General features: G+C 51.8%; 19 protein-coding genes. 11 read left to right on the forward strand and 8 right to left on the reverse strand.

The window, feature by feature from the left end:
- Nucleotides 1–219 (forward strand): hypothetical protein (locus FEK46_RS23560; RefSeq protein WP_205714086.1); only part of this gene is annotated, 219 nt, incomplete at its 5' end.
- A gap of 12 nt (nt 220–231) precedes the next feature.
- On the opposite strand, the gene orn is transcribed toward FEK46_RS23560, so the two are convergent.
- Entirely contained in the window at nt 232–777 is a 546-nt protein-coding gene (gene orn / locus FEK46_RS04105; protein ID WP_064525781.1) for an oligoribonuclease, read from the reverse strand.
- A gap of 94 nt (nt 778–871) precedes the next feature.
- Between orn and rsgA the strand changes: the two genes are divergently transcribed.
- The 3 genes from rsgA (at nt 872) to mscM (ending at nt 6,334) form a co-directional block, all read left to right on the forward strand.
- Nucleotides 872–1,924 (forward strand): small ribosomal subunit biogenesis GTPase RsgA, encoded by a 1,053-nt coding sequence (gene rsgA / locus FEK46_RS04110; protein ID WP_130205979.1) that lies wholly within the window; start codon nt 872–874, stop codon nt 1,922–1,924.
- A gap of 96 nt (nt 1,925–2,020) precedes the next feature.
- Complete coding sequence (gene asd / locus FEK46_RS04115; protein ID WP_130259511.1) at nt 2,021–2,989, forward strand: archaetidylserine decarboxylase; 969 nt, start codon at nt 2,021–2,023, stop codon at nt 2,987–2,989.
- Nucleotides 2,990–3,010: 21 nt separating this feature from the next.
- Nucleotides 3,011–6,334: a miniconductance mechanosensitive channel MscM gene (gene mscM, locus FEK46_RS04120; protein ID WP_135560204.1), complete on the forward strand. Its 3,324-nt coding sequence runs from the start codon at nt 3,011–3,013 to the stop codon at nt 6,332–6,334.
- Nucleotides 6,335–6,364: 30 nt separating this feature from the next.
- Here mscM and FEK46_RS04125 read toward each other — a convergent pair whose 3' ends face one another.
- From FEK46_RS04125 to epmA, 3 genes are all read right to left on the reverse strand, one after another.
- Nucleotides 6,365–6,679 carry a YjeO family protein gene (locus tag FEK46_RS04125; RefSeq protein WP_131161344.1) on the reverse strand — a complete coding sequence of 105 codons (315 nt, stop codon included), beginning with the start codon at nt 6,677–6,679 and terminating at the stop codon, nt 6,365–6,367.
- Nucleotides 6,680–6,776: 97 nt separating this feature from the next.
- The gene (gene yjeM, locus FEK46_RS04130; RefSeq protein ID WP_138194650.1) at nt 6,777–8,279 is read right to left on the reverse strand and encodes a glutamate/gamma-aminobutyrate family transporter YjeM; all 1,503 of its coding nucleotides are present in this window, start codon (nt 8,277–8,279) and stop codon (nt 6,777–6,779) included.
- Between the two features lie 218 nt (nt 8,280–8,497).
- Nucleotides 8,498–9,475, reverse strand: a complete 978-nt coding sequence (gene epmA, locus FEK46_RS04135) for an elongation factor P--(R)-beta-lysine ligase (RefSeq protein WP_000004771.1) — start codon at nt 9,473–9,475, stop codon at nt 8,498–8,500.
- Nucleotides 9,476–9,800: 325 nt separating this feature from the next.
- On the opposite strand from epmA, the gene frdA reads away from it, so the two are divergent.
- The 6 genes from frdA to blc all read left to right on the forward strand — a co-directional run bounded on the left by frdA (nt 9,801) and on the right by blc (nt 14,938).
- A complete protein-coding gene (gene frdA / locus FEK46_RS04140; RefSeq protein ID WP_130205969.1) occupies nt 9,801–11,609 on the forward strand; it encodes a fumarate reductase (quinol) flavoprotein subunit in 1,809 nt (602 codons plus the stop codon).
- A complete protein-coding gene (frdB, locus tag FEK46_RS04145; RefSeq protein WP_064525766.1) occupies nt 11,602–12,336 on the forward strand; it encodes a fumarate reductase iron-sulfur protein in 735 nt (244 codons plus the stop codon). The genes frdA and frdB overlap by 8 nt, the downstream gene beginning before the upstream one ends.
- A gap of 10 nt (nt 12,337–12,346) precedes the next feature.
- A complete protein-coding gene (gene frdC / locus FEK46_RS04150; RefSeq protein ID WP_001568431.1) occupies nt 12,347–12,742 on the forward strand; it encodes a fumarate reductase subunit FrdC in 396 nt (131 codons plus the stop codon).
- 10 nt (nt 12,743–12,752) lie between these two features.
- Nucleotides 12,753–13,112, forward strand: coding sequence for a fumarate reductase subunit FrdD (frdD, locus tag FEK46_RS04155; RefSeq protein WP_130205967.1), 360 nt, complete (start codon nt 12,753–12,755; stop codon nt 13,110–13,112).
- Nucleotides 13,113–13,174: 62 nt separating this feature from the next.
- Complete coding sequence (locus tag FEK46_RS04160; protein ID WP_131161346.1) at nt 13,175–14,317, forward strand: BlaEC family class C beta-lactamase; 1,143 nt, start codon at nt 13,175–13,177, stop codon at nt 14,315–14,317.
- Between the two features lie 87 nt (nt 14,318–14,404).
- Nucleotides 14,405–14,938 carry a lipocalin Blc gene (gene blc / locus FEK46_RS04165; RefSeq protein WP_130205963.1) on the forward strand — a complete coding sequence of 178 codons (534 nt, stop codon included), beginning with the start codon at nt 14,405–14,407 and terminating at the stop codon, nt 14,936–14,938.
- Here blc and sugE read toward each other — a convergent pair.
- The 4 genes from sugE to efp all read right to left on the reverse strand — a co-directional run bounded on the left by sugE (nt 14,935) and on the right by efp (nt 16,609).
- Entirely contained in the window at nt 14,935–15,252 is a 318-nt protein-coding gene (gene sugE / locus FEK46_RS04170) for a quaternary ammonium compound efflux SMR transporter SugE (RefSeq protein ID WP_130205961.1), read from the reverse strand. The two genes, blc and sugE, sit on opposite strands and share 4 nt — an antisense overlap.
- 356 nt (nt 15,253–15,608) lie before the next feature.
- Nucleotides 15,609–15,755, reverse strand: a complete 147-nt coding sequence (ecnB, locus tag FEK46_RS04175) for a lipoprotein toxin entericidin B (RefSeq protein WP_000239596.1) — start codon at nt 15,753–15,755, stop codon at nt 15,609–15,611.
- A 110-nt stretch (nt 15,756–15,865) separates the two neighbouring features.
- A complete protein-coding gene (gene ecnA / locus FEK46_RS04180) occupies nt 15,866–15,991 on the reverse strand; it encodes a lipoprotein antitoxin entericidin A (RefSeq protein WP_064525758.1) in 126 nt (41 codons plus the stop codon).
- 51 nt (nt 15,992–16,042) lie between these two features.
- Complete coding sequence (gene efp, locus FEK46_RS04185) at nt 16,043–16,609, reverse strand: elongation factor P (RefSeq protein WP_000257278.1); 567 nt, start codon at nt 16,607–16,609, stop codon at nt 16,043–16,045.
- Between the two features lie 41 nt (nt 16,610–16,650).
- On the opposite strand from efp, the gene epmB reads away from it, so the two are divergent.
- Nucleotides 16,651–17,679, forward strand: coding sequence for an EF-P beta-lysylation protein EpmB (gene epmB, locus FEK46_RS04190; RefSeq protein WP_130205957.1), 1,029 nt, complete (start codon nt 16,651–16,653; stop codon nt 17,677–17,679).
- The last annotated feature ends 251 nt before the right edge of the window (nt 17,680–17,930 follow it).

The following is a 17,930-nucleotide window of genomic DNA, read 5'->3' on the forward strand; positions in this document are numbered from 1 at the left end:
TACCAACTGAGCTATTCCCGCGTACTACTTAATTTTTGCTTTCGTAATTTCGCATTTCTGCGTCGTTACGGGAGGCGCATTATACGAGAAATCTTTCCCTCTGCAACCCCCCTAAAAAAAATTTTTCGAATTTTTATCTCAAGTGCTGAAATTATCAGCAAGACGTTCAATTTAGCGTCAAAATCACGCCGCCGCAAGTGGATTCCGGCGGTTACGTGACCAGGAAAAATTTTACAGCTTGATGAAATGCTCGCGGTAGTAAGCCAGTTCCGCAACTGATTCGCGGATATCATCCATCGCCTGATGCGTCCCCTGCTTGGTAAAACCGTCGAGAATTTCCGGCTTCCAGCGGCGCGCCAGCTCTTTCAGCGTGCTGACATCGAGATAGCGGTAGTGGAAGTACGATTCCAGTTCCGGCATGTATTTGAACAGGAAGCGGCGATCCTGACCGATGCTGTTACCGCAGATAGGCGATTTCCCCGCAGGCACCCACTGTTTTAAAAATTCGAGCGTCGCCAGTTCTGCTTCCCGATCGCCCATCGTGCTCGCTTTCACACGCTCCACCAGCCCGCTGGCGGTATGGGTGCGCACGTTCCAGTCATCCATCAGCGCCAGCTGTTCATCGGACTGATGTACTGCAATGGTCGGCCCTTCTGCCAGAATATTCAGGTTGGCATCGGTCACCAGCGTGGCAATCTCAATAATGCGATCGCGCTCGGGATCCAGACCGGTCATCTCAAGATCGATCCAAATCAGGTTGTTTTCATTGGCACTCATGCTATTTTCCACCCATTCACAGTGACTATATTGATCCACAATTGCGTGTATCATAGATGTTTTGCCCATCAGGGGCGACCAGGAGTCTGTACGATTGAGTAAAAATAAACTCTCCAAAGGCCAGCAGCGCCGCGTGAACGCCAATCACCAGCGTCGTCTTAAAACGTCTAAGGAGAAGCCCGACTACGACGACAATCTGTTTGGCGAGCCTGATGAAGGTATCGTCATCAGCCGCTTTGGTATGCACGCTGATGTGGAATCCGCCGATGGCGACGTTCACCGCTGCAATATTCGCCGTACCATCCGTTCGCTGGTGACCGGCGACCGTGTAGTCTGGCGTCCGGGTAAACCGGCGGCGGAAGGCGTAAATGTCAAAGGGATCGTGGAAGCGGTACATGAGCGCACCTCGGTGTTAACGCGCCCGGATTTCTACGACGGCGTGAAACCCATCGCCGCCAACATCGATCAGATTGTTATTGTCTCCGCCATTTTGCCGGAGCTGTCGCTCAATATCATCGACCGTTACCTGGTAGCCTGCGAAACCTTGCAGATTGAGCCGATTATTGTGCTCAACAAGATTGACCTGTTGGACGACGAAGGCATGGCGTTCGTCAACGAACAGATGGATATCTACCGCAACATCGGTTATCGCGTATTGATGGTTTCCAGCCATACTCAGGATGGGCTGAAACCGCTGGAAGAGGCATTGACCGGACGCATCAGCATTTTTGCCGGGCAATCTGGCGTCGGCAAATCCAGCCTGCTGAACGCGTTGCTGGGGCTGCAAAAAGAGATCCTGACCAACGATGTGTCTGACAACTCTGGTCTGGGTCAGCACACCACGACTGCCGCTCGGTTGTATCACTTCCCGCACGGCGGCGATGTGATTGATTCTCCTGGGGTACGCGAATTCGGACTCTGGCATCTCGAGCCGGAACAAATCACTCACGGTTTTGTCGAATTCCATGACTACTTAGGTCTGTGCAAATACCGCGATTGCAAACACGATACCGATCCGGGCTGCGCTATCCGTGAAGCCGTTGACGAAGGGAAAATCGCGGAAACCCGTTTCGAAAACTATCACCGTATTCTGGAAAGCATGGCGCAGGTAAAAACGCGTAAAAACTTTTCTGATACGGATGACTGACAATTAAGCTAACCGTCGTTAGAATCGTCCCCTTTTTTTCAGGATCCGGCATATACGCCGGATCAGGAACGACAAAACAATGGCCTGGAGGCTACTTTGTTAAATTCATTTAAACTTTCGCTACAGTACATTCTGCCGAAACTATGGCTTACTCGCCTGGCGGGTTGGGGCGCAAGCAAGCGAGCAGGATGGCTGACAAAACTGGTTATCGATCTGTTCGTTAAATACTACAAAGTCGACATGCAAGAGGCGCAGAAGCCGGATACTGCCAGCTACCGCTCCTTTAACGAATTTTTTGTCCGTCCGCTGCGTGACGAAGTACGCCCAATCAATACCGATCCGAATGTTCTGGTCATGCCTGCCGATGGCGTTATCAGCCAGTTAGGTAAAATCGAAGAAGATAAAATCCTGCAAGCCAAAGGCCACAATTACAGCCTCGAAGCCCTGCTGGCGGGCAACTATCTGATGGCGGACCTATTCCGCAATGGTACGTTTGTGACCACTTACCTCTCCCCGCGTGACTATCACCGCGTACACATGCCGTGCAACGGTATTTTGCGTGAGATGATCTACGTGCCGGGCGATCTCTTCTCCGTTAACCATCTCACTGCTCAGAACGTGCCAAATCTGTTTGCCCGTAACGAACGCGTGATCTGCCTGTTCGATACCGAATTTGGCCCGATGGCGCAGATTCTGGTTGGTGCGACGATTGTTGGCAGCATTGAGACTGTCTGGGCGGGCACCATTACGCCGCCGCGCGAAGGTATCATCAAGCGCTGGACCTGGCCTGCCGGGGAAAACGACGGTTCTGTGGCGCTGCTGAAAGGCCAGGAAATGGGTCGCTTTAAACTTGGCTCTACCGTTATCAACCTGTTTGCACCAGGTAAAGTGAATCTGGTTGAGCAACTGGAAAGCCTGTCTGTCACGAAAATTGGCCAGCCGCTGGCAGTATCTACCGAAACCTTTGTTACGCCAGACGCTGAACCAGCCCCGCTTCCTGCTGAAGAGATCGAAGCAGAACACGACGCCAGCCCATTGGTTGACGACAAAAAAGACCAGGTCTAATCCATCAAAGGAAACGCTGACGTGCGCCTGATTATCACTTTTCTGATGGCCTGGTGCCTCAGTTGGGGGGCGTACGCCGCGACGGCCCCCGATAGCAAACAAATCACCCAGGAACTGGAGCAGGCAAAAGCGGCAAAACCCGCGCAGCCGGAAGTCGTAGAGGCGCTCCAGTCTGCCTTAAATGCGCTTGAGGAACGAAAAAGTTCCCTTGAGCGTATCAAGCAATACCAAGAAGTCATTGATAATTATCCGAAACTCTCCGCTACTCTGCGCGCACAATTAAACAACATGCGTGACGAGCCGCGCAGCGTGTCGCCGGGAATGTCTACCGACGCGCTGAATCAGGAAATTCTCCAGGTCAGCAGTCAGTTGCTGGATAAGAGCCGTCAGGCCCAGCAAGAGCAGGAACGCGCCCGCGAGATAGCGGATTCATTGAATCAACTGCCGCAACAGCAAACTGATGCCCGTCGTCAGTTAAATGAAATTGAGCGCCGCCTGGGAACACTTACCGGCAATACCCCGCTTAATCAGGCACAAAATTTCGCGTTGCAGTCTGACTCCGCACGTCTGAAAGCCCTCGTTGATGAACTGGAGCTGGCGCAGCTGTCTGCCAATAACCGCCAGGAATTAGCGCGCTTGCGCTCTGAGCTGGCGGAAAAAGAGAGCCAGCAGCTGGATGCGTATTTGCAGGCCTTACGTAATCAGTTGAACAGCCAACGCCAGCTTGAGGCGGAGCGGGCGCTGGAAAGCACCGAGTTGTTGGCTGAAAGCAGTGCCGATTTACCGAAAGATATCGTCGCGCAATTCAAAATTAACCGCGAGCTTTCGGCAGCGCTGAATCAGCAGGCGCAGCGAATGGATCTCGTCGCTTCGCAACAGCGTCAGGCTGCCAGCCAGACATTACAGGTCCGGCAGGCGCTGAATACCCTGCGCGAGCAGTCACAATGGCTGGGAGCGTCCAACCTGCTCGGCGAAGCATTGCGAGCGCAGGTGGCACGACTGCCGGAAATGCCGAAACCGCAACAACTTGATACCGAAATGGCGCAGTTGCGCGTTCAACGGCTGCACTATGAGGATCTACTCAATAAACAACCTCAACTGCGACAAATCCTTCAGGCTGACGGCCAACCGCTGACCGCCGAGCAAAACCGTATTCTCGAAGCACAACTGCGTACTCAGCGTGAGTTGCTGAACTCATTGTTGCAGGGTGGTGACACGCTACTGCTGGAACTGACCAAGCTGAAAGTCTCCAACGGGCAACTGGAAGATGCGCTGAAAGAGGTGAACGAAGCGACGCACCGCTATCTGTTCTGGACCTCTGACGTGCGCCCGATGACCATCGCCTGGCCGCTGGAAATCGCCCAGGATCTGCGTCGTCTCATTTCGCTGGACACCTTCAGCCAGTTAGGTAAAGCCAGCATCATGATGCTGACCAGCAAAGAGACGATTTTGCCGCTGTTTGGCGCGTTGATTCTGGTCGGTTGCAGTATTTACTCGCGCCGCTATTTCACCCGTTTTCTCGAACGTTCGGCAGCGAAAGTCGGCAAGGTGACTCAGGATCACTTCTGGCTGACATTACGCACCCTTTTCTGGTCGATTCTCGTCGCGTCACCGTTACCGGTGCTGTGGATGACGCTGGGTTACGGCTTGCGCGAGGCGTGGCCTTATCCGCTGGCGGTAGCGATTGGTGATGGCGTAACAGCCACCGTGCCGCTGCTGTGGGTAGTGATGATTTGCGCCACATTTGCCCGCCCGAACGGCTTGTTTATCGCTCATTTTGGCTGGCCGCGCGAACGTGTTTCCCGCGGGATGCGCTACTACCTGATGAGCATCGGGCTTATCGTGCCGCTGATTATGGCGCTGATGATGTTCGATAATCTCGACGACCGCGAGTTTTCCGGTTCGCTGGGACGGCTTTGCTTTATTCTCATATGTGGTGCGCTGGCGGTGGTCACCCTCAGTTTGAAAAAAGCGGGGATCCCGCTGTACCTCAACAAAGAGGGAAGCGGCGATAACATTACCAACCATATGTTATGGAACATGATGATTGGCGCGCCGCTGGTCGCTATTCTGGCAGCGGCAGTCGGTTACCTGGCAACGGCACAGGCGCTGTTAGCAAGGCTTGAAACCTCGGTCGCCATCTGGTTCCTGCTGTTGGTGGTTTACCACGTTATCCGCCGCTGGATGCTAATCCAGCGGCGCAGACTGGCTTTTGACCGGGCGAAACATCGCCGGGCCGAGATGTTAGCGCAGCGCGCGCGTGGCGAAGAGGAAGCGCATCATCACAGTAGCCCGGAAGGGGCGATTGAAGTCGATGAAAGCGAAGTCGATCTCGATGCCATCAGTGCGCAGTCCTTGCGGCTGGTGCGCTCAATCCTGATGTTGATCGCCCTGCTTTCGGTCATTGTGCTGTGGTCAGAAATCCATTCCGCTTTCGGCTTCCTCGAAAATATTTCGCTGTGGGATGTCACTTCCACGGTACAGGGCGTAGAAAGCCTGGAGCCGATCACCCTCGGTGCGGTGCTGATAGCTATTCTGGTGTTCATCATCACCACGCAACTGGTGCGCAATCTGCCCGCGCTGCTGGAACTGGCAATCTTGCAGCATCTCGATTTAACGCCGGGTACGGGCTACGCCATCACCACCATCACCAAATATCTGCTGATGCTGATTGGCGGGCTGGTCGGCTTCTCGATGATTGGTATTGAGTGGTCGAAATTACAGTGGCTGGTCGCCGCGCTCGGTGTTGGTCTGGGCTTTGGTTTGCAGGAAATTTTCGCCAACTTTATCTCTGGCCTGATTATCCTATTCGAAAAACCGATTCGCATTGGCGATACGGTAACGATCCGCGATCTTACCGGTAGCGTGACGAAAATTAACACCCGCGCCACAACTATCAGCGACTGGGACCGCAAAGAGATTATCGTGCCAAACAAGGCGTTTATTACTGAGCAGTTTATCAACTGGTCGCTCTCTGACTCGGTCACGCGCGTGGTGCTGACGATTCCGGCCCCTGCCGATGCCAACAGTGAAGAAGTGACAGAAATCTTGCTCAACGCTGCGCGCCGCTGCTCGCTGGTGATCGATAACCCGGCGCCGGAAGTCTTCCTGGTGGATCTACAGCAAGGGATCCAGATTTTCGAGCTGCGTATTTACGCCGCAGAAATGGGTCACCGCATGCCGCTGCGCCATGAAATCCATCAACTGATTCTGGCGGGCTTCCACGCCCACGGTATTGATATGCCATTCCCGCCCTTCCAGATGCGTCTGGAAAGCCTGAATGGTAAACAAACGGGGAGAACGTTGACTTCTGCGGGTAAAGGTCGTCAGGTGGGAAGTTTGTAAGGTCTTTGTGGCCGGATGACCCCATCCGGCTCACAAGCAAAACTGATAGCGCAGAAAAAACTGCCACAGCCAGTAGCCGAAGATCGCAAGTGCGGTGACGTACATAAACCAGCCGCCTTTTTTTCGCCGCAGCGCGAACCAGAGAAAAGGGAAAAAGAGCGGCAACGTCAATATCACACCGACATCGCGAGTATCGTCATTTTCCAGATACTCCAGCACATCACAGACGTTGTTAATCCCGCGTCCATCAATCATCCACTCTTTGTCCAGCGTGGAAGTGATGAGTATCCAGGGGATCGCCACAACAAACCAGATGCAGCACAAGACAAACATGCGCGCACTCATGAGGTAACCCGTAGTTTAATTTCGCTATAGCGCATACGAAATCCCACTAATTCCCTGTCATTACGCCCTATCGTCAGGCCGACGATAGGGCATCTGATTACTCAGCCGCCCACTGCGGATTTTTTGCCACTCTGCTGCAATAGTTCTGGTAAATCGCCATCGCTAACAGCGAGAAGAAGACAGGGCCGCCAACCATCCACAATGTGCTATCCCAGTCTCCGGCTTCAACCACTGGCTGGATGATGGTGAAAACGTTCGCAAACGTCACCACCAGTACCACCACCACTGTCGCGATCGTTGCTGACATGTGTGTTTTGAAAATCACAAATGGTCTGTCGAGATCCTGACGAGCTTTAAAGAATGGGAAAGCCAGCGCGAGGAACAGATAGGGAAGCGTCATGGAAACGTTCGCCATCAGCGTCAGCTTGTTAAAGAACGCTGATGCAGTACCACCGCCAAACGAAACCAGCAGGATGAAGACAGTAACCAGCCCACACTGCATCCACATGGCGATAGACGGCATGCCCATGGCGTTCAGGCGCGTCATCGGTTCCGGCCATAACGCTTTCGGCGTACCCTGGATGATCGCTTTCAGCGGTGAATAGCAAAGCGTAAAGAACGCACCGGTATAGGCGAGGAACATCGAAAGCCCGGTAATACGCGCAAACCATACGCCCAGCGACAATGACGCTTCAGGTGACAAATGCAGCACGTTACCCAGCGTCATCCCCAGACTTTTCATCAACACATAGGTGATATTGCCGAGGTTAACGGAACCATTACTTAATACCTGCTGCCAGTTAGTGCTGACGCCCCATAAAAATATCGCCAGCGAATAACCGATTGAAATAACAATAGCGGCAAAAACAATACCTTTGGCAAAGTTCTTTTCTGGGTTTTCTGTTTTATCTACCAGACCACCAACCGCTTCAATTCCGCCGTAAGCAAAAATGGCAAATACCACAAACGATAACATCGCCAGACCGGATTGATATCCTGGATTCGGCGATACCACGAAATTAATATCCTGTGCAAAATGGCCACCATTTAATAACAAAATGGCAATGCTCACTAACAGTAATACTAAATTAAGACACATTACTGCAATACCACCTACTGCAGTAATACGAGCAATTTTATTAATCCCTTTTGAAGCAACCACGGTAACCAGGAGCATCCATGCCACCGCCAGCAGACCCACTACCTGCGTTGGCTCCAGGCCAGCAATGCGCCAGTGCTGAGTCATGTCGGTACCGTAGAGGAACGTAGAAAATGGTACCCAGACTTTAGCTGAGGTACTCACCATCCAGATGATATAAGAGGAAAACCACATAAATGTGCCGATAAAGGCGAAACGTGGTCCGACACTATTATTCATCCAGGAATAGATGCCGCCTTCTTCTTTGCGATAGGCCGCGCCCATTTCTGCCATCATTAAGGCAAATGGTATAAAAAATAATAATGCAGAAAATATATAAAAGGGAATCGCACTATACCCCATTAAATAATAAGCTGCCGGACTATTGGCAAACCAAAATACTGAGGTAAAGATCATCAATATGAGTCCTATCAGACTCATCTTTTTTATCGTGTGAGGCATGAAATTATCCTTCGTTTTAGCACATGTATAAAACGCGCGCACTGAACTGCACTACCCATCGATTGACGGGCCGCAATAAAAAAACATACAGAATTGATACCTGGATGATAGCAAATATCCAGTCTTAAATTGTGGCCTTTAGCAGAAAAATGAAAACATCTGCTACAGAATGGCGTTACAGCGCCATTCTGTGTGGTTAATTAGATGATTTTTCAGAATTATGCCCGGTCAACGCTAAAGGCAATCACTTCCGCAAGCGTCTCCGCGCCCAACGCCAGCATCACCAGACGATCAACGCCCAGAGCTACGCCGGAGCAGTCAGGCATACCGACTTTCAGAGCTTCGATGAGGTTTTGGTCGATTGGATGCTGCGGTAAACCACGCGCCGCACGCTTACGGTTATCCTGCTCAAAGCGTTGTTGCTGTTCACGGGCGTCCGTTAATTCATGGAAACCATTCGCCAGCTCAATACCTTTGTAGTAGACCTCGAAGCGCTCTGCGACCCGATGATCTTCGGTACTGATTTGCGCCAGTGATGCCTGACTGGCAGGGAAATGATAAACAAAGGTCGGTTTTTCTTTACCAATGTTCGGTTCCACACCAAAGGTAAACAGCAACTGCAACAACGTATCGCGGTCTTCTTCGGTATCAGCAACGTTGCTCAGATCCAGTTTCGCCGCCACTTCCCGCAGCTGCGTTTTATCAGCTGAGAGCGGATCAATTTCCAGATAACGTAAGAAGGCTTGCTGATAAGAAAGGCTTTCTGCAGCCGGGCAATCCAGTACTTGCTGCAGAAGATCGTCAACTTCGTTCATCAACCGGTACATATCATAATGCGGCCGATACCACTCCAGCATCGTGAACTCAGGGTTGTGATAACGCCCCATCTCTTCATTACGGAAGCTGCGGCACAGCTGGAATACTGGGCCACAACCGGCAACCAGCAGGCGTTTCATGTGATATTCAGGGCTGGTCATTAACCAAAGATTCATCCCCTGAGAGTGTCCGGGGCCAACGAAACGTGTCTCAAACGGGACCAAATGAATATCGGTTACCGTCGCCTGGCTCATACAAGGCGTCTCCACCTCCAGCACTCCACGATCGGCAAAGAAACGACGGATCTCCGCCATAATCGCCGCGCGTTTTAATAAGTTAGGAATGGATGCGCTCGGCTGCCAGGATGCCGTTTCGCTCATAGTGAAATCTCCAGTTTTTAACAAGGGCACGAAGTCTACTCGCAACGCGACGGCGAGACAAATTTTACGCAGGAATCATTCAGCAAGGGGGGGGTGACTAAAAAAACCACAATCTGATGGTTTAGTAATTAAATTAATCATCTTCAGTGATAATTTAGCCCGCTTGCGCACTAAAAAAATCGATCTCGTCAAATTTCAGACTTATCCATCAGACTATACTGTTGTACCTATAAAGGAGCAGTGGAATAGCGTTCGCAGACCGTAACTTTCAGGCACTTACCCTGAAGTACGTGGATGTGGGATAAAAACAATCTGGAGGAATGTCGTGCAAACCTTTCAAGCCGATCTTGCCATTGTAGGTGCCGGTGGCGCGGGATTACGTGCTGCAATTGCTGCCGCGCAGGCAAATCCGAATGCAAAAATCGCACTAATCTCAAAAGTATACCCAATGCGCAGCCATACCGTTGCTGCAGAAGGGGGCTCCGCCGCTGTCGCGCAGGATCATGACAGCTTCGATTATCACTTTAACGATACAGTAGCGGGTGGCGACTGGTTATGTGAGCAGGATGTTGTGGATTATTTCGTCCACCACTGCCCAACCGAAATGACCCAACTGGAACTGTGGGGATGCCCATGGAGCCGTCGCCCGGATGGTAGCGTGAACGTACGTCGCTTCGGCGGCATGAAAATCGAGCGTACCTGGTTCGCCGCCGATAAGACCGGCTTCCATATGCTGCATACGCTGTTCCAGACCTCTCTGCAATTCCCGCAGATCCAGCGTTTTGACGAACACTTCGTGCTGGATATTCTGGTTGATGATGGTCATGTTCGCGGCCTGGTAGCAATGAACATGATGGAAGGCACGCTGGTTCAGATCCGTGCTAACGCAGTGGTGATGGCAACCGGTGGCGCTGGCCGTGTTTATCGTTACAACACCAACGGCGGCATCGTTACTGGCGACGGTATGGGTATGGCGCTGAGCCACGGTGTTCCGCTGCGTGACATGGAATTCGTTCAGTATCACCCAACCGGTCTGCCAGGTTCCGGTATCCTGATGACCGAAGGTTGCCGTGGCGAAGGCGGTATTCTGGTCAACAAAAATGGCTACCGTTATCTGCAAGACTACGGCATGGGTCCAGAAACTCCGCTGGGCGAGCCGAAAAACAAATACATGGAACTGGGTCCACGCGACAAAGTTTCTCAGGCCTTCTGGCACGAATGGCGTAAAGGCAACACCATTTCCACGCCGCGTGGCGATGTGGTTTACCTTGACCTGCGTCACCTGGGCGAGAAAAAACTGCACGAACGTCTGCCGTTCATCTGTGAACTGGCGAAAGCTTATGTTGGCGTCGATCCGGTTAAAGAGCCGATTCCGGTACGTCCGACCGCACACTACACCATGGGTGGTATCGAAACCGATCAGAACTGCGAAACCCGCATTAAGGGCCTGTTCGCCGTGGGCGAATGTTCCTCTGTAGGTCTGCACGGCGCAAACCGTCTGGGCTCCAACTCCCTGGCGGAACTGGTGGTCTTTGGTCGTCTGGCTGGTGAGCAAGCAATGGAGCGCGCATCTACTGCCGGTAATGGCAACGATGCAGCGATCAATGCCCAGGTTGCTGGCGTTGAACAGCGTCTGAAAGATCTGGTTAACCAGGACGGCGGCGAAAACTGGGCGAAGATCCGCGACGAAATGGGCCTGGCCATGGAAGAAGGCTGCGGTATCTACCGTACGCCGGAACTGATGCAGAAAACCATCGACAAGCTGGCGGAACTGCAGGAACGCTTCAAGCGCGTTCGCATCACCGACACTTCCAGCGTGTTCAACACCGACCTGCTTTACACCATTGAGTTGGGCCACGGTCTGAACGTTGCCGAATGTATGGCGCACTCTGCAATGGCACGTAAAGAGTCCCGCGGCGCGCACCAGCGTCTGGACGAAGGTTGCACTGAACGTGACGACATCAACTTCCTCAAACACACCCTCGCCTTCCGCGATGCTGATGGCACTACTCGCCTGGAGTACAGCGACGTGAAAATTACTAAGCTGCCGCCGGCCAAACGCATGTACGGTGGCGAAGCGGATGCAGCCGATAAGGCGGAAGCAGCCAATAAGAAGGAGAAGGCGAATGGCTGAGATGAAAAACCTGAAAATTGAGGTGGTGCGTTATAACCCGGAAGTCGATACCGCACCACATAGCGCATTCTATGAAGTGCCTTATGATGAAACCACCTCATTGCTGGATGCGCTGGGCTATATCAAAGACAACCTTGCGCCGGACCTGAGCTACCGCTGGTCCTGCCGTATGGCGATTTGTGGCTCCTGCGGCATGATGGTTAACAACGTGCCGAAACTGGCATGTAAAACCTTCCTGCGTGACTACACCAACGGCATGAAGGTTGAAGCGTTAGCTAACTTCCCGATTGAACGCGATCTGGTGGTCGATATGACCCACTTCATCGAAAGTCTGGAAGCGATCAAACCGTACATCATCGGCAACTCCCGCACCGCGGATCAGGGTACTAACATCCAGACCCCGGCGCAGATGGCGAAGTATCACCAGTTCTCCGGTTGCATCAACTGTGGTCTGTGCTATGCCGCATGCCCGCAGTTCGGCCTGAACCCAGAGTTCATCGGTCCGGCTGCCATTACGCTGGCACATCGTTATAACGAAGATAGCCGCGACCACGGTAAGAAGGAGCGTATGGCGCAGTTAAACAGCCAGAACGGCGTATGGAGCTGTACTTTCGTGGGCTACTGCTCCGAAGTCTGCCCGAAACACGTCGATCCGGCTGCGGCCATTCAGCAGGGCAAAGTAGAAAGTTCAAAAGACTTTCTTATCGCGACCCTGAAACCACGCTAAGGAGTGCAACATGACGACTAAACGTAAACCGTATGTACGGCCAATGACGTCCACCTGGTGGAAAAAATTGCCGTTTTATCGCTTTTACATGCTGCGCGAAGGCACAGCGGTTCCGGCTGTGTGGTTCAGCATTGAACTGATTTTCGGGCTGTTTGCCCTGAAAAATGGCCCGGAAACCTGGGCGGGATTCGTCGACTTTTTACAAAACCCGGTTATCGTGATCATTAACCTGATTACTCTGGCGGCAGCCCTGCTGCACACCAAAACCTGGTTTGAACTGGCACCGAAAGCGGCCAATATCATTGTAAAAGACGAAAAAATGGGACCAGAGCCAATTATCAAAAGTCTCTGGGCGGTAACCGTGGTTGCCACCATCGTAATCCTGTTTGTTGCCCTGTACTGGTAAGGAGCCTGAGATGATTAATCCAAATCCAAAGCGTTCTGACGAACCGGTATTCTGGGGCCTCTTCGGGGCCGGTGGTATGTGGAGTGCGATCATTGCGCCGGTAGTGATCCTGCTGGTTGGCATTCTGTTGCCGCTGGGTCTGTTCCCGGGTGACGCACTGAGCTACGAACGCGTTCTGGCGTTCGCGCAAAGCTTCATTGGTCGCGTATTCCTGTTCCTGATGATCGTCCTGCCGCTGTGGTGTGGTTTACACCGTATGCACCACGCGATGCACGATCTGAAAATTCACGTGCCTGCGGGCAAATGGGTTTTCTACGGTCTGGCTGCTATCCTGACAGTTGTCACGCTGATTGGTATCGTTACAATCTAACGTATCGCCAATGTAAATCCGGCCCGCCTATGGCGGGCCGTTTTGTATGGAAACCAGACCTTATGCTCAAAACGACGCTTTGCGCCTTACTGATTACCGTCTCTTGCTCCACTCTTGCCGCGCCCCATAGCGAACAACAAATCAACGATATTGTGCATCACACAATTACCCCACTTGTTGAGCAACAAAACATCCCCGGCATGGCCGTTGCAGTGATTTATCAGGGTAAGCCTTATTACTTTACCTGGGGCTACGCGGATGTGGCAAAAAAGCGGCCCGTCACGCAGCAAACGTTGTTTGAGTTAGGCTCGGTCAGTAAAACATTTACGGGCGTGCTTGGTGGTGACGCTATTGCTCGAGGGGAAATCAATCTAAACGATCCCGTCACAAAATACTGGCCTGAACTTACCGCTAAACAGTGGAATGGGATCACGCTATTACATCTCGCAACCTACACCGCTGGCGGCCTGCCGTTACAGGTGCCGGATGAGGTGAAATCCTCAAGCGACTTGCTGCGCTTCTATCAAAACTGGCAGCCTGCATGGGCGCCAGGAACACAACGTCTGTATGCAAACTCCAGTATCGGTTTGTTCGGCGCACTGGCTGTGAAGCCATCCGGTTTGAGTTTTGAGCAGGCGATGCAAACTCGTGTTTTCCAGCCACTCAAACTCACCCATACGTGGATTAATGTGCCATCAGCGGAAGAAAAGAATTACGCCTGGGGATATCGCGAAGGCAAGGCAGTGCATGTTTCGTCAGGGGCGCTGGATGCTGAGGCTTACGGTGTAAAATCGACGATTGAAGATATGGCCCGCTGGGTACGAAGCAATATGAATCCCCGTGATATCAACGACAAAACACTTCAGCAAGGGATACAACTGGCGCAATCTCGCTACTGGCAAACCGGCGATATGTATCAGGGCCTGGGCTGGGAAATGCTGGACTGGCCGGTAAATCCTGACAGCATCATCAATGGCAGCGACAGTAAAATTGCGCTGGCGACAAGCCCAGTAAAAGCGATTACGCCCCCTGCTCCTGCTGTGCGGTCATCATGGGTGCATAAAACAGGTGCGACCGGCGGATTTGGTAGCTATGTCGCGTTTATCCCAGAAAAAGAGCTGGGTATTGTGATGCTGGCTAACAAAAATTATCCCAATCCAGCGAGAGTTACCGCCGCCTGGCAGATTTTCAACGCTCTGCAGTAAAATTTCATCGGGTCCGAATTTTCGGACCTTTTCTTCGCATTTCCTTGCTGTCATCTACACTTAGAAAAAACCAGTAAGGAAACATTTATGCGCCTGCTCCCTCTCGTTGCCGCAGCGACGGCTGCATTTCTGGTGGTTGCCTGTAGTTCTCCCACACCACCGCGTGGCGTGACCGTGGTAAATAATTTCGATACCAAACGCTATCTGGGTACATGGTATGAGATTGCCCGTTTTGATCACCGCTTTGAACGCGGGCTGGAGAAAGTGACCGCGACGTACAGCCTGCGGGATGACGGCGGCCTGAATGTCATTAATAAAGGCTATAACCCAGACAGAGAGATGTGGCAGCAGAGTGAAGGAAAAGCCTACTTTACTGGAGATCCGCGTCGCGCAGCCCTGAAAGTGTCGTTCTTTGGGCCATTCTACGGCGGTTATAATGTCATCGCGCTCGACCGGGAGTACCGCCACGCGCTGGTTTGCGGCCCGGACCGCGACTACCTGTGGATACTCTCTCGCACACCAACCATTTCTGACGAAGTTAAACAGGAGATGCTGGCAGTCGCAACCCGGGAAGGGTTTGATGTTAGTAAGTTTATTTGGGTACAGCAGCCCGGTAGTTAGTGAGTACTGAGCTTCAGACCAATAATTCCCACCACAATTAACGCCAGACTTGCCAGGCGCATCGGGTTAGCGGACTCGCCGAGCAGCACAATGCCGGTGATAGCCGCGCCGACTGCGCCAATCCCCGTCCAGACAGCATAAGCTGTCCCTACAGGTAATGACTTCATCGCCCAGGCGAGCAGCGCCATACTGACAATCATTGCCGTCACGGTAATAACACTTGGCGTCAAACGACTAAAGCCGTGGGTATATTTCAGGCCAACAGCCCAGACGACTTCCAGCAACCCAGCAATAAATAAAATAATCCAGGACATATAAAACTCCGGAGAAATGGGGCCGTCCCCGGTGAAAAGAAGCGTTTGCAGGTCGTCCTGCAAAGCTGATGGTTGAACGGATATTTTGCCAGGTGGCAGGGGAATTTCAACTATTACCTTAGTGACTATCGCTGAAAAAATAAACGGTACGACAAACTTGTCGTACCGTTACAGATTGTTGACAAAGTGTCAGTTGTTTATGCCAGATGCGGCGTTAATGCCTTACCCAGCCTACAAAATCGTGCAAATTCAATATATTGCATGGGATATGTAGGTCTGATAAGCGTAGCGCATCAGGCAATTTTGCCTTTGTCATCAGTATCAACGGCACGACAAAACTGCCGTACCGTTATTGCTTATTGCTGCGCTTTCGTTGCTGCGCCAGAAATCGCGTTACCGCCGTCGGAGATATCTTCACCAACGCCACGCGTGGTGTTGCAGGCAGTCAATACTGTTGAAAGCACCAGAACAGAAAAGATCGCTGCAATTGTCTTCTTCACCATAATGTCTTCCTTTTAGGTAATGTTATTTGTGTTTGCCTATAGCAAATTAATAATAGACAACACCACCGAAAATGACGGAAATCTGATGATTTTTAGGAAGAGAAGAAAAATTAGCTGGCTGCGCGGGAGATGGAATTACCGAGATGTTTAATGTCTTCACCAAAACCGCGAGCGGTGTTACAGCCCGTGAGCAGCGCACTGGCAAGCAAAACAAGAAGGATAAGGCGTTTCATCATCTCTGACCTGAGAAAGTGATGGTGCAGCCCACAGGCCGCACCACAACCGCATTACTTCACGCGAGATACGTATTCACCAGAGCGGGTATCCACTTTAATGACTTCGCCGATCTGTACAAACAGCGGAACTTTAACCACAGCGCCAGTAGACAGGGTAGCCGGTTTGCCACCAGTACCTGCGGTATCACCTTTCAGACCCGGATCGGTATCAACGATTTCCAGTTCAACGAAGTTCGGCGGAGTAACGGAGATCGGCTGACCATTCCACAGAGTTACGATGCACTCTGCCTGATCCAGCAGCCATTTAGCGTTGTCGCCAATTGCTTTTGCATCAGCAGACAGCTGCTCGAAAGTTTCGTTGTTCATGAAGTGCCAGAACTCACCGTCGTTGTACAGGTAAGTCAGGTTCATATCGACAACATCAGCGCCTTCAGCGGAATCGGTAGATTTGAAGGTTTTTTCTACGCGAGTGCCAGTCAGCAGACGGCGCAGTTTAACGCGAGCGAATGCCTGACCTTTACCCGGTTTCACGAATTCACTGGCTTCAACCGCGTAAGGTTCGCCATCTAACATGATTTTAAGACCAGCACGAAAATCGTTGCTATAGTACGTTGCCATAAGGCCCTCTGAAATTTATTAATTGGTAGCTAAGCCACAAAATGGCGCATATTGTAACCCTAAATACCCCATCCAGAGAAGATTGGTTAGCGCAACTTGCCGATGTTGTGACCGATCCTGATGAACTTCTGCGTCTTTTGAATATAGACGCGGACGAAAAACTGTTGGCCGGACGCAGCGCCAAAAAGCTGTTTGCCCTGCGCGTGCCCCGCTCATTTATCGATCGCATGGAGAAAGGCAATCCAAACGATCCACTTTTGCGTCAGGTACTTACCTCGCAAGATGAGTTTGTCGTCGCGCCCGGATTCTCCACCGACCCGCTGGAAGAACAGCACAGCGTAGTGCCTGGTTTGTTGCATAAATACCACAACCGGGCGCTATTGCTGGTCAAAGGCGGCTGCGCGGTAAATTGCCGCTATTGCTTCCGTCGCCACTTCCCGTATGCCGAAAATCAGGGCAACAAGCGAAACTGGAAGACGGCACTTGAGTATGTTGCTGCGCATCCGGAACTGGACGAGATTATTTTCTCCGGCGGCGATCCGCTGATGGCGAAAGATCACGAACTGGACTGGTTATTAACGCAACTGGAAGCCATCCCACATATCAAACGTCTGCGGATTCACAGCCGTCTGCCGATTGTGATCCCGGCACGCATCACCGAGGCGCTGGTTGAACGCTTTGCCCGTTCTACGCTGCAAATCTTGCTGGTGAATCACATCAACCATGCCAATGAGGTAGATGAAACGTTTCGTCAGGCGATGGCTAAATTGCGCCGTGTCGGCGTCACCCTGCTTAACCAAAGCGTTCTGTTACGTGGCGTGAACGATAACGCGCAAACTCTGGCAAATCTGAGTAATGCACTGTTTGACGCCGGTGTGATGCCCTATTACCTGCATGTGCTCGATAAAGTGCAGGGCGCGGCGCATTTCATGGTGAGCGATGATGAAGCGCGGCAGATTATGCGTGAGTTGCTGACGTTAGTATCGGGATATCTGGTGCCAAAACTGGCGCGCGAGATTGGTGGCGAACCCAGCAAAACGCCGCTGGATCTCCAGCTACGCCAGCAGTAACTGATTAAACAGGGAAGTTAAACATTAAAATTGCCTGATGCGCTACGCTTATCAGGCCTACATCGTGCATTGAAATTGAATGAATTTTCAATGAACTATAGGCCGGATAAGGCGTTTACGCCGCATCCGGCAAGAGCAACAAACGCAGTACAGCGACCTGTCATTTTACAGGGAAGTTTAATCTTTGCCCGTTGCATAACCTTTAATTATTCATATACATTGCTATTTTTACTCTTTATATAGCCAACACC

It is taken from the genome of Escherichia sp. E4736, from assembly GCF_005781225.1.
GTDB lineage: Bacteria > Pseudomonadota > Gammaproteobacteria > Enterobacterales > Enterobacteriaceae > Escherichia.

What these genes read in the sequence shown, in the direction of transcription:
- epmA (WP_000004771.1), bottom strand. Translation starts at nt 9,475, where the DNA reads ATGAGCGAAACGGCATCCTGGCAGCCGAGCGCATCCATTCCTAACTTA.
- sugE (WP_130205961.1), bottom strand. Translation starts at nt 15,252, where the DNA reads ATGTCCTGGATTATTTTATTTATTGCTGGGTTGCTGGAAGTCGTCTGG.
- ecnA (WP_064525758.1), bottom strand. Translation starts at nt 15,991, where the DNA reads ATGATGAAACGCCTTATCCTTCTTGTTTTGCTTGCCAGTGCGCTGCTC.
- frdC (WP_001568431.1), top strand. Translation starts at nt 12,347, where the DNA reads ATGACGACTAAACGTAAACCGTATGTACGGCCAATGACGTCCACCTGG.
- FEK46_RS04125 (WP_131161344.1), bottom strand. Translation starts at nt 6,679, where the DNA reads ATGAGTGCGCGCATGTTTGTCTTGTGCTGCATCTGGTTTGTTGTGGCG.
- ecnB (WP_000239596.1), bottom strand. Translation starts at nt 15,755, where the DNA reads ATGGTGAAGAAGACAATTGCAGCGATCTTTTCTGTTCTGGTGCTTTCA.
- FEK46_RS04160 (WP_131161346.1), top strand. Translation starts at nt 13,175, where the DNA reads ATGCTCAAAACGACGCTTTGCGCCTTACTGATTACCGTCTCTTGCTCC.
- frdB (WP_064525766.1), top strand. Translation starts at nt 11,602, where the DNA reads ATGGCTGAGATGAAAAACCTGAAAATTGAGGTGGTGCGTTATAACCCG.
- orn (WP_064525781.1), bottom strand. Translation starts at nt 777, where the DNA reads ATGAGTGCCAATGAAAACAACCTGATTTGGATCGATCTTGAGATGACC.
- epmB (WP_130205957.1), top strand. Translation starts at nt 16,651, where the DNA reads ATGGCGCATATTGTAACCCTAAATACCCCATCCAGAGAAGATTGGTTA.
- frdD (WP_130205967.1), top strand. Translation starts at nt 12,753, where the DNA reads ATGATTAATCCAAATCCAAAGCGTTCTGACGAACCGGTATTCTGGGGC.
- yjeM (WP_138194650.1), bottom strand. Translation starts at nt 8,279, where the DNA reads ATGCCTCACACGATAAAAAAGATGAGTCTGATAGGACTCATATTGATG.
- blc (WP_130205963.1), top strand. Translation starts at nt 14,405, where the DNA reads ATGCGCCTGCTCCCTCTCGTTGCCGCAGCGACGGCTGCATTTCTGGTG.
- efp (WP_000257278.1), bottom strand. Translation starts at nt 16,609, where the DNA reads ATGGCAACGTACTATAGCAACGATTTTCGTGCTGGTCTTAAAATCATG.